12 protein-coding genes, 1 other RNA gene and 2 pseudogenes are annotated in these 10921 nt (G+C 26.5%); 6 read left to right on the top strand and 9 right to left on the bottom strand.

Annotated elements, in window-relative coordinates; genetic code table 11:
- The 3 genes from rpoZ to ACMX2D_RS00220 are packed head-to-tail and all read right to left on the bottom strand — an operon-like array spanning position 1 to position 1681.
- Entirely contained in the window at positions 1 to 198 is a 198-nt protein-coding gene (rpoZ, locus tag ACMX2D_RS00230) for a DNA-directed RNA polymerase subunit omega (protein ID WP_004832943.1), read from the bottom strand.
- 12 nt (positions 199 to 210) lie between these two features.
- Positions 211 to 783, bottom strand: a complete 573-nt coding sequence (gene gmk / locus ACMX2D_RS00225; RefSeq protein ID WP_029949837.1) for a guanylate kinase — start codon at positions 781 to 783, stop codon at positions 211 to 213.
- Between the two features lie 13 nt (positions 784 to 796).
- Positions 797 to 1681, bottom strand: coding sequence for a YicC/YloC family endoribonuclease (locus tag ACMX2D_RS00220; protein WP_414972267.1), 885 nt, complete (start codon positions 1679 to 1681; stop codon positions 797 to 799).
- 199 nt (positions 1682 to 1880) lie between these two features.
- Here ACMX2D_RS00220 and ACMX2D_RS00215 point away from each other — a divergent pair, with 199 nt between their 5' ends.
- A complete protein-coding gene (locus ACMX2D_RS00215; RefSeq protein ID WP_414972265.1) occupies positions 1881 to 2270 on the top strand; it encodes a hypothetical protein in 390 nt (129 codons plus the stop codon).
- 77 nt (positions 2271 to 2347) lie between these two features.
- Positions 2348 to 2695: a transfer-messenger RNA gene (ssrA, locus tag ACMX2D_RS00210) on the top strand.
- 441 nt (positions 2696 to 3136) lie between these two features.
- On the opposite strand, the gene ACMX2D_RS00205 is transcribed toward ssrA, so the two are convergent.
- Positions 3137 to 3373: a hypothetical protein gene (locus tag ACMX2D_RS00205; protein WP_414972264.1), complete on the bottom strand. Its 237-nt coding sequence runs from the start codon at positions 3371 to 3373 to the stop codon at positions 3137 to 3139.
- A 2-nt stretch (positions 3374 to 3375) separates the two neighbouring features.
- Positions 3376 to 3711 (bottom strand): hypothetical protein, encoded by a 336-nt coding sequence (locus ACMX2D_RS00200; RefSeq protein WP_414972263.1) that lies wholly within the window; start codon positions 3709 to 3711, stop codon positions 3376 to 3378.
- A 200-nt stretch (positions 3712 to 3911) separates the two neighbouring features.
- Between ACMX2D_RS00200 and ACMX2D_RS00195 the strand changes: the two genes are divergently transcribed.
- The 4 genes and pseudogenes from ACMX2D_RS00195 to ACMX2D_RS00180 form a co-directional block, all read left to right on the top strand.
- A complete protein-coding gene (locus ACMX2D_RS00195) occupies positions 3912 to 4424 on the top strand; it encodes an outer membrane protein assembly factor BamD (protein WP_414972262.1) in 513 nt (170 codons plus the stop codon).
- A gap of 20 nt (positions 4425 to 4444) precedes the next feature.
- Entirely contained in the window at positions 4445 to 4855 is a 411-nt protein-coding gene (locus tag ACMX2D_RS00190) for a hypothetical protein (RefSeq protein WP_414972261.1), read from the top strand.
- A gap of 453 nt (positions 4856 to 5308) precedes the next feature.
- Positions 5309 to 6361 (top strand): annotated as a pseudogene (locus ACMX2D_RS00185) (YeeE/YedE family protein).
- Positions 6362 to 6413: 52 nt separating this feature from the next.
- Positions 6414 to 6587, top strand: a pseudogene (locus tag ACMX2D_RS00180) (sulfurtransferase TusA family protein); the annotation flags it as partial.
- Positions 6588 to 6619: 32 nt separating this feature from the next.
- Here ACMX2D_RS00180 and ACMX2D_RS00175 read toward each other — a convergent pair.
- The 4 genes from ACMX2D_RS00175 to ACMX2D_RS00160 are packed head-to-tail and all read right to left on the bottom strand — an operon-like array spanning position 6620 to position 10894.
- Entirely contained in the window at positions 6620 to 8353 is a 1734-nt protein-coding gene (locus ACMX2D_RS00175) for an Rqc2 family fibronectin-binding protein (protein WP_414972260.1), read from the bottom strand.
- A 17-nt stretch (positions 8354 to 8370) separates the two neighbouring features.
- The gene (locus ACMX2D_RS00170; protein ID WP_414971084.1) at positions 8371 to 9189 is read right to left on the bottom strand and encodes an energy-coupling factor transporter transmembrane component T family protein; all 819 of its coding nucleotides are present in this window, start codon (positions 9187 to 9189) and stop codon (positions 8371 to 8373) included.
- Complete coding sequence (locus ACMX2D_RS00165; protein ID WP_414972259.1) at positions 9189 to 10043, bottom strand: energy-coupling factor transporter ATPase; 855 nt, start codon at positions 10041 to 10043, stop codon at positions 9189 to 9191. Before ACMX2D_RS00165 ends, ACMX2D_RS00170 begins: the two co-directional genes overlap by 1 nt.
- Positions 10043 to 10894, bottom strand: a complete 852-nt coding sequence (locus ACMX2D_RS00160) for an energy-coupling factor transporter ATPase (protein WP_414972258.1) — start codon at positions 10892 to 10894, stop codon at positions 10043 to 10045. The genes ACMX2D_RS00165 and ACMX2D_RS00160 overlap by 1 nt, the downstream gene beginning before the upstream one ends.
- Positions 10895 to 10921: the final 27 nt, after the last annotated feature.

Here is a 10921-nt window from a genome sequence, read left to right as displayed (position 1 = left end):
TTAATCTTCCTTTTCTTTTTTAGTTACCTTTTGAGCTACTATTTCTTGAAGTGCTTGAGTAATTGGTTTTTGTGCATCTGTTTCCATTAAATTTTTAGATCCGTTTACAATTCTTCTAGCTCTTTTACTTGTCATTACAACAAGAGCATATCTACTCTTATCAATTTTTTCTAATTCTTTAAATGATGGATTTATCATCTTTCATTCCTCCTATTTCTTAATCTTTAATCTTTCGGCTTCAATAATCGCCTTCATTTTATCTACACTTTCATCTATAAAATCATTCACTATGGAATAATTATATTCATTTAAAAATTCAACTTCTTTTTTTGCATTATTCATTCTTAAATTTACAGTTTCTTCATCTTCCGTTCCACGTTCCACAAGTCTTCTCTTTAACTCTTCAAAATCTGGTGGCAAAACAAAAACCAAAACTGCATCAGGATAATTTTTCTTAACTTGAAGTGCACCTTGAACGTCAATCTCTAAAATTACGACATCCCCTTGATTAATAGAATTTAAAACAAAATCCTTAGGAGTTCCATAATAATTCCCATGAACTCTTGCGTACTCTAAAAGTTTTTTATCTGCTATCATCTTTTCAAACTCATCATTTGAGACGAAAAAATAGTTTTTTCCATGTTCTTCATTAGGTCTTTTATTTCTACTCGTTGCAGAAATTGAATACTTAATATCTTTATTATCTCTTAATAAAATATCACAAATAGTACCTTTCCCAACTCCTGACGGACCTGAAACAACCATCAAAAATCCCTTTTTCATATTACCTCCAAAACTATTCAACATTTTGAATTTGTTCTCTAAGTTTCTCTATAATAACCTTCATTTCAATAACATAAGTTGAAATTGCATAATTATTTGATTTACTTGCTATTGTATTGATTTCTCTATTCATCTCTTGTAATAAAAATTCAATTTTTTTACCAACTTGACTTTCTAAATTTAAAAACTTCTTAAAATTTTGAATATGTGAATGAAGTCTTGTAATTTCTTCACTTATATCAAGTTTATCAGTATAAAAAATTACTTCAAGATTTAATCTATTAAGTTCACTTTCAGACAATTCTCCGGAAAATTCATTAAGTTTTAATTTTAATCTATCAATTTGATTATTTAAAACATCTTCTTTTCTTTCTTTGATATTCTCTAAATAATTTTCAAAAGCCAAAAGATTGTCCAACAAATCCTTATTAAGATTTTCTCCCTCAACAATTCTCATTGAAACAAGCTCATCAACCGCCTTTTCAACAGACTCTAAAACATTCTTTTTCAAATAATCTTCGTCTATTTCAGAAGTTTTAACATCAACTACATTCTCATTTCTAACAATATGCCCTATACTTACAGAACTTTCAATTCCAAGTTTTTCAGAAATGTTTTTATAAGCCTCAAAATAAGCAGAAGCTAAATCATAATTAACATCTAAAGCAGAATTACTTTCAGAAAACTTTTGTTTTCCTCTTATAAAAATATCAACTCGTCCTCTTGACAATTTTTTTCTTACAACTTTTTTTATATCTTCTTCACAAAAATTTAAAAAATATGGTAGTTTAACTTGAATATCTAAAAATTTATGATTTACAGCTTTCATCTCAAAAGACAAATCATAATTTTCATCAACGAACTCACTTCTACCATAACCGGTCATTGATTTTAACATCTTTTTCTCCTTAAACATTTATATTATTTTTATATTAATAAATTATAAATCGAACAAAAAAATTTTACAATACTTTGTTACGAAAATTTAATAATTTTCTTTAAAAATATATTTTTCATAAAAAATACTTTACAAAAAAACTTTAAAATCTTATAATAAAGTTGTAAATTGTTAATATTTATATAAAAAGGGGGATACTATGAAATTACTAAAAGAAAAAATTTACTCAATATTTAGTTTTTTAATATTTTTATTTTATCTAATAACCTTAGAATTATCAGCAGGTAGTTATCCTTCCGATCAACCATATATGCACAATCCAACAATATTTAAAAACTTTTTGCTAGTTATTTCTCTAATTTTTATATTTATATTTATAATAATACTGATAACAAGAAATACCAAATATTTCTTAGTGATAAATATAGGAATAATCTTATTTTTTATTTTTAGAGTTTTTGAATTTTTCAAAAAATATAAAAGATTATATCAAGATACACTAACAATAATTTTACTTATCCTTGCAATTATTTCAGTAATTATAATTTTTGTATTAATTTCAAAAATGTTTAAAAAATTAAATAAATAAATGTATTTCAAATTTGACATAATTATAAAATCTGGGTATAATAAAAGTAGCTTTATAAAGCTACTTTTATTAATTATGGGGATGAACTGGCTTCGACGGGGAAGTTGCAGTATCATAAGCGAATTGTTGTATCCAATCAACATAAAAAGTGGTAAATTAAATATAAACGCAGAAAATAATAATTTTGCATTAGCTGCCTAGTCAGCTATTTGGAGTCTATTCTTTCCCCACAAAAGTCTAAACTCTATCATTAAATTCGTGGGCAACCTTTACAAAAGTTCTTAGATTTGTAATTGTATTTATAAGATACCTTTAACTGATTTTGTTAATTTATAGGTTATTGGGAAGTTAAAAATTGACTGTATTCGGAGAAAGTGATATGAATGCTTTTTCGGACGTGGGTTCGACACCCACCATCTCCACCAAACATTAGTTCTTGTTATATAAGTTTATAAAATGGCTTATTTTCAAGAACTTTTTTATTCTGTTTTTACATAACATTATATAACTTTATATAAAATTATATAAAATGGCACACCAATGGCAACCTAAACAATAAAAAAAGGGAGCAACAAGGCTCCCTTATTTTATTCTATAACACCATCTTTACTAGTAATTTTATCCTTTATCAACGCTCCACGTTCGTTAAAAGCAAATTCTTTACCTTCAATGTTTAAGGTGCATAGTCCAAGTAGTTTAAAGTTATTACGGACAATAAAAAAGACAAATGATCAAACTTGTCTAAGTTTACAATTATCAATTTAAAAATGTACTAAAAAAGTCACCTTTTAAAGTGCCTTTGTAGTTAAATTAAAGCTGTATATAGTCCAATAAAAAAAGGTACTATATTAGTAAATAATACCTTTTTAAACATACATATATATATTGTAAATACAAGCACTCACTGTCGCTCCGTTGTCATAATCACGTTGCACATCTTCTTTAAATTCTTGTGTTTTTATATATTTATTTAATCTTTCAACAAATTCTGCATTTGCATTTTTAAATTCATTTTTTAAATTTTCTAAAACTGCTTTTTTATATTTATCTAAATCAATGTTATTTTTTGTCGTTGTCATTGATAATATTTTGAATTTATCCATAATTATCTCCTAAATTTTACTTTATCTTTCATATTTGAATCTTTTAAATATTCTTTTACTGTAATAGGACTTATGATAGGTCCACCTACATATTCAAAACTAAGTTTTGTATTCGGATTATTTAAAATTTCTCTAATTTTATCTTCATAACCATCAGGAATATTATTTGTAATTTCTTTTCCTCTAAGAAAACATATACTAGTAGATGATATTTCAACCCTACCACCTGAAGCTTTAGAATAATGGTGAACATTTGTCATTGCATATCTCCCATCTTCAAGTAAAAAAGCAACTGCACCCGAGCGATAATAGCCTAATATTTTGTTAAATTTTAACATTATTTTATTTTCTCCTTTTAATTATATTATGTATCTTTAATTATATAATCAATATATTACTATTTATATTATACCATTTTTAAAAAATTATGTAATCTATTATACTTACACTAAATATTATTAATAATATTTGCCTTTGTTTACATTTAAGTTTATAATATAGAAAAGGAGAACTTTTATTTATTAAAGGAGATTTTATTATGAAGAAAAAATTTTTAGCTTTAGTTTTTACCTGTCTATTTTTATCCGGATGTTCTAATTTCCAAAAAGAAAAAGAACTACAAACAAAAGTAGAGAACTTAGAACAAAAGAACGTCGAATTGGAAGACAAAGTAAAAAAACTGGAAGAAATTCAAAAGGAATATGAAAGATTATCTAAAATTAACAAATATATAGAGGATTTCACTGCTAAATATACAAATAGTACAATGTTTGCTACTGCTACATTCAATGAAAAAACTAATTCTTTTAATATCCAACTACTTGAACAAGCTGCATCAGATGTTTCCAGAATGATTGGGTATAAAAATAATGGAAAAGTTAATAAAAATGTTCTTGATTTATGGGAAACAGAAATTACTGGAACTGCCATAGAAGCATCAAATAATTTAAAAAATATTAATGTTACAGTAAAAATATTACAACCATTAGATAAAACTAAAACCATAGTTGAAGTAAAAGACGGAAATGTAATTAAGGATATAATGAAATAATTTACTGGGGAGATTTTATTATGAAAAAAATTGTTATTATGCTATTAATAAGTATTATGTTAGTTAGTTGTTCTAATAAAAATAATGAAGAAAATAAAGTTGTTAAACAGTTACAAGAGCAAAAAGATTCTTTGGAAAAGAAAAACAACGAGTTACAAGGTAAAAATAATTCTCTGGAAAAAGAAAATAAAGAATTAAATGAAAAAATTAAAAATTCAGAAAATGAAACTCTTTCAAGTGAATCTATTGCAAAAATTAATAAATATTTACAAGAATTTAATAATTCCAATGAACATTTTGCGAAAGCTACATTTGATGAAAAGAATAATACAGTTAATATTGAATTAGTTGAACAAGCTGCTTCAGATGTATCAGGAATGATTGATTCTAAAAATGATGGCAGAGCTAATGATAATATTCGTGAATTATGAGAAAGAGAAGTTACCGGAACAGCTTTGACGATTTCCAAAAATATTAACGACGACATAGTAGTTAAAATTTTACAGCCAACAGATAAAAGTAAAACTATAGTTGAAGTAAAAAGTGGAAAAGTGATTAAGGATGTAATGAAATAATCTTTTAATATAATTTTATAAATTAAATGGGCTTTGTGCTCATTTTTTTTACTTTACCCCTATTTTTTCTGTAAAAATACAAAATAAAATTCAAAACTTAATTAATATATATTCAATTAATAACAAAGTATTAATTATTTTATTATTAGGACTTATTATGATAATTTAATATATTTTTTTGTTTATATGACGTAAAATATACCTAAATTTCACTTAAGTAAAGTAGTAAATCCATAAGTAAATTTAATTGACCTTTTAGCAGAAATTTGTTAAAATTGTACTTGACGATATTTAAAAAAGGAGGATAATATGATTTATACAGGATTACTTTTTGGTTTTCTTTTTGGCTTTTTATTAAAGAGATCAAGATTTTGTCCAACAGGAACTATTCGTGATATTTATCTTGAAAAGAGATATTATAACCTAGTTTTACTCTTAGCAATTATTTTTACTAATGCTTTGATATATCATATACTACGTTATTTTGATCTTGTTCCTATGACATTCTTTGCGGAATTTCCAGTAATCGGAATTGCGCTTGGTAGCTTTGTATTCGGCTTTGGTGCAATTATGTGTAATGGATGTTTAACAAGCACTCTTATAAAAAGCGGTGATGGTAGAGTTATTGGATTAATTTCTCTTGTAACCTTCACAATCACATCTTATATTGCTGTAAAAGGACCATTAAAGCCAATTTCAAAGTATTTTGAATCAGGAAAATTGACTTTACCGGATGAATTTTTAGATAAATTACCTTTTTCACCAATTATATTATGTGCAATTATAGTTTTAGTATTATACTTCCTAATGTTCAGACATTATAAATCACATAAATTAAAATTTAAGTTACCTAGTAGATCTACAGGTCTTCGCCATGTATTTTGTGAAAAAATGTGGTCAAAAGAACTTACTGTTGTTTTAATAGGACTTTTAATGGGATTTGCTTTCTATTTTAGTAGCCTTACAGGACGTGTTGGTAGTTTTGGAATTTCAACTCCAATTTTAACTTGGGCAGATAAAATTTGTCCAATTGAAACTGCAGGCATAGGATGAGGCGTTGATGGCCAAGGTCTTGGCTGGGGAAGTATGTTTGTTTTAGGAATTATACTCGGCTCTTTCTTTACATCTTTTATTAGTAAAGAATTTTCAATCATTATGCCGAATAAAAAAACAATACTTTACACAATTATAGGTAGTGCATTAATGGCACTTGGAGCTATTTGGGGACAAGGATGTATCATTTCAAATGGATTTGTTTTCACTGCTCAACTATCTATGAAAGGTTGGTTTGCATTTATATTTTTAATGATAGGAATTTGGATAAGTGCAAGAATATTTTTAGTTACTAAGCAAAGGAGTTAAGATGGACGTAATAAAAGTAAATACACATGGACTTGATTGACCTCTTCCACTTGTAGAGCTTAAAAAAGCTTTGAGTGATGCTCAGGTTGGGCAAATTATTGAATTGGAATTTACATGTCCAGAAGCTGTAGGAACTTTACCTTTATATTGTCAAGAACATAATCATGAAATTTTATCTTTTGATAAACTTGACAAAGAAGGTTGGTTAATAGTTTTAAAAAAATAGAAAAACAAAAAATAGAATGGTTTTTTACCATTCTATTTTTTATATTTATCATACAATTTATCTTTAAAGTCTATAAATAGTGTTTTGTAATTATCATAATAGACCATTCCAAGTCCTGTTCCCTTTGCTTTTCGGATATGTTTTTTTTCTGTGTAATCTACATTTGCATATCCTTCATTTTTAAAATAACTATAATATCCTGCTAAAAATCCTGCAATTTTATAGTCATCTTCTGTTAAGTTTGTACCTCTTAAGATTACATGGCTTCCCGGAACATCTTGTGCATGAAAAAATATATCATTTTTATTTGCAAATTTTAATGTTAAATTTTCATTTTGTAAATTATTCTTTCCAACATAAATCAATGCTCCTGACTCGGTTTCAAAGACATAGGGCTTTGACTTTTCAAGTTTTTGTTTATTTTTCTTACTTTTCCTAATATAACCCAAAGAAATAAGTTCCTCTTCAATTTCAGAAAGCTCGTTTAATTCTGTTATAATTTCAATAGTTTCTAAAATTTGTTTTATATACTTTATTTCTTCTTCAATTTTCGGCAATTCAGCCTTTATTATTTCATCGGCAGTTTTTAATTTTTTATATTTTTTGTAATATGCTTCAATATTTTCTCTTGGAGATTTCCTTTCATCAAGTGAAATTTCAATCTCTTTCATATTATCATAAATATTTTCTACAGATATTTTTTTCATTCCTTTTTCTATCTTATAGATATTTATGGAAAGTAAATCAGCAAAAATTTTTAAATCTTCTTTACTTTTATTATTCAAAAGTTCATCATTCATTGCAATATATTTATTTGTGAGTCTATTTAACTTTGTAGTTAAAATCTTTTTAAATCCAGATGCCTTTTGATTTATCCTATCCCTTAAGGAATTATTATGATAAAAATTTTCTACTAATTCGGATAAACTATCTATTTTTTCTTTGTTTTCATATAAATTCAAATCAAAACAATAAAAATCTTTATTGTTATTTATTTCATCTTTAATAAAAATCGGAAAATAATTTTTGTTTTTTATATTTTCTACTAATTTTACAAAATTTTCATCAATTCTTTTTATACTTTCTTCGTTTAAGTTAGAAGAACTCATATCCGAATCAACATTTGAATTATGTAATAATTCGTATGAAATAATTGGAGAAAATCCTAAATAATTTGAGTAAAAGAACTTTTTCATTGAAATTGGCTCTGAATTTTTCAAAATTTCAGAAGGTAATTTATAATTTTCATCTAAAATATTCTCTTTTTCGTCCTTTACAAAAAAGTAATCCTTATTAGGAAAAACCTCTCTTATACTACTTTGTCTGGAGTCTATATGCTTAATTGCATCAATAATTTTATTGCTCTCCTTATCAACAAGAATTATATTTGAATGTTTCCCCATTATTTCAATGATTAAAAGTTTTTTACTAAGTTCTTTTAATTCATTTAAGTTTTCAATTTCAAAGCAAACAACCCTATCCATTTTATGTTGATATATATTTTTAATAGTACCTCCAACTAAATGTTTCCTGAGTAACATACAAAAATTATATGCTGTTATCGGATTCTTTTTGCTTTTTTCACTCAAATGAATTCTTGAAAGATTATTCGCACAAGAAAGTAGTAATTTATAATTATCCTTGTTGTAAATCTGTATATTTATTTCATTTTTATCCGGTTGGTTTATTTTATTTATTTTTCCATTTAATAAAAGCGGATATATTTCATCTACAACCGCTTTTGTAAAAATTCCATCAAAACTCATTTTTCTTTCCTTTATTTCTATTTAAAAATCCAAATATTCAAGAAATATCTTGATGCTATCACAAGCCCAAAAACTACAGTTAGAAAAGCCATAACTAAATAATCTGTTCTCGTATATTTTAGAACATTCATTCTGGTTCTACCTTCTCCACCTCTATAACATCTAGCCTCCATAGCAACAGCAAGTTCATCTGCACGTTTTAGAGCATTTACAAAAAGTGGAACAAGTAAAGGAATCAAACTTTTAGCTCTTGTTACAATACTTCCTGTTTCGAAATCTGCTCCTCTTGCAGTTTGTGCCTTTGTAATTTTATCCATCTCATCTAAAATTGTCGGTATAAATCTAAGAGCTATTGTCATCATCATTGCAACGGAATGTGCAGGGAACTTTATTTTTTCAAAAGGTTTCATAACATATTCCAAAGCATCTGTAAGCACAATAGGACTTGTAGTAAGAGTTAAAAGACTTGTTCCTATAACCAAAAGTATTATTCTAACACTCATAAAAGCACTTAATTTAATTCCTTCTTTGGTTATATTTATAATCCATATTCTAAATAAAACCTCTCCAGGTGTTAAAAGTAAATTTAAAATTACTGTAAATAAAACAATATAAAAAATTCCCCTTAAACCTTTTAAAACCATTAAAATCGGTAACTTTGCTATTTTTATAATTGAAAACAAAAAAATCGCAAGTGGTATAAAAACAAGAAAACTTTTTATAAAAAATATAGAAAGTATAAACATAAAAATAAAATATAGTTTAAGTCTGGGATCCAATCTGTGAACAATACTGTCTCCCGGAAAAAATCTACCTATTGATATATTTTTTACCATTAATTTTTCCTCAATTCTCTTTTTATTTCGCTAAAAGCCTCGTCAACTGTTAAAATATTTTTACTAAAATGATGTCCCTTTTTTCTTAAAATATCCATAAGTTCTGTAATTTGCGGAACATTAAGTCCAACTTTTTTCAAATCATCAACATCACTAAAAGCTTCTTTTGTACTCTTATCTAAATGAATCTGTCCGTTTTTCATTATAATTATTCTATTTACAAGTTTTGCAACATCCTCCATGCTATGAGAAATCAAAACTATTGTAATATTATTTTTTTCGTAAAGTCTTTTAATTTGAAAAAACAATTCATCTCTACCTTTAGGATCAAGTCCTGCAGTTGGTTCATCTAAAATCAGAATATCAGGTTTCATAGCCAAAATTCCTGCTATCGCAACCCTTCTCTTTTGTCCTCCTGAAATTTCAAAAGGAGATTTATCCTTTTTAGCTTCATAGTCAAGACCAACAAGCTCCATAGCTTCTTTTACTCTTTCTGTAACTTCAGCTTCACTAAGCCCCATATTTTTAGGACCAAAAGCAATATCCTTTTCAATTGTCTCTTCAAAAAGTTGATATTCAGGATATTGAAAAACCAATCCAATCTTATATCTCAAACCACTTTTAGCAAGTGTCTTATCTTTAGTATTCATATCCCCTATAAAAACATCTCCGCTTGTCGGCTTTAAAATTCCATTAAAATGTTGAATTAATGTTGACTTTCCACTTCCTGTATGCCCTATAATACCAACAAATTCACCCTTTTTTATAGTTAAATCTATATTATCCAAAGCAAGTTTTTCAAAAGGAGTTTTTTCTCCATAGACAAAACTTACATTTTTAAAATTTATATCCATTATTTTAATTTTCTCTCCAAAAATTCTATCATTTCATCATTAGTTAAAATATCAGAAGGAATTTCAATCCCTTCATTCTTTAAAAGATAAGCAAGCTCTGTAACCTGTGGTACTGAAAGTCCTAATTCCCTTAAAGTTTCAACATTTGAAAAAACTTTTTTAGGACTGTCATCAAACTCAATCTTTCCCTCATTTAAAACGATAACTCTATCAGCAAGAACAGCCTCTTCCATATAATGAGTTATATATAGAATAGTTTTATTTTCTTCTCTATTTAATTTTAAAATAGTATCCATAATATCTTTTCTTCCGACAGGATCAAGCATTGCAGTCGATTCATCAAAAATTATTACTTCAGGTTTCATTGAAAGAATACCTGCTATTGCAACTCTTTGCTTTTGTCCCCCTGAAAGCATATGCGGAGAATGTTTTTTATACTCCTGCATCTCTACAATTTTTAAAGCATCATCAACTCTTTGTCTTATTTCTTCTGAAGGAATACCTAAATTTTCAGGGCCGAAAGCAACATCCTCCTCAACAACAGTCGCAACAAGTTGATTATCAGGATTTTGAAAAACCATTGCACATTTTTGTCTAATATCCCAAATTCTATTTTCATCTTTTGTATTAATTCCAAAAATTTCAATTTCCCCATCTGTTGGAATAATCTGTGCATTTAAAAGTTTTGCTAAAGTAGATTTCCCACTTCCATTATGTCCCAAAATAGAAATCAATTCTCCTTTATTTACAGAAAAACTAACTCCGTCTAAAGCAATACTTTTTTTATCATCTTCTCCTATATATTCATATCTTAAATCTTTTATATCAATTATTTTTTCATTCAAAATCATCACCCACTAACAACTTATGATAACATA

The sequence above is a fragment of the Parvimonas oralis genome (genome assembly GCF_047608425.1).
GTDB lineage: Bacteria > Bacillota > Clostridia > Tissierellales > Peptoniphilaceae > Parvimonas.
This window is presented reverse-complemented; position numbering and strand designations above follow the sequence as displayed.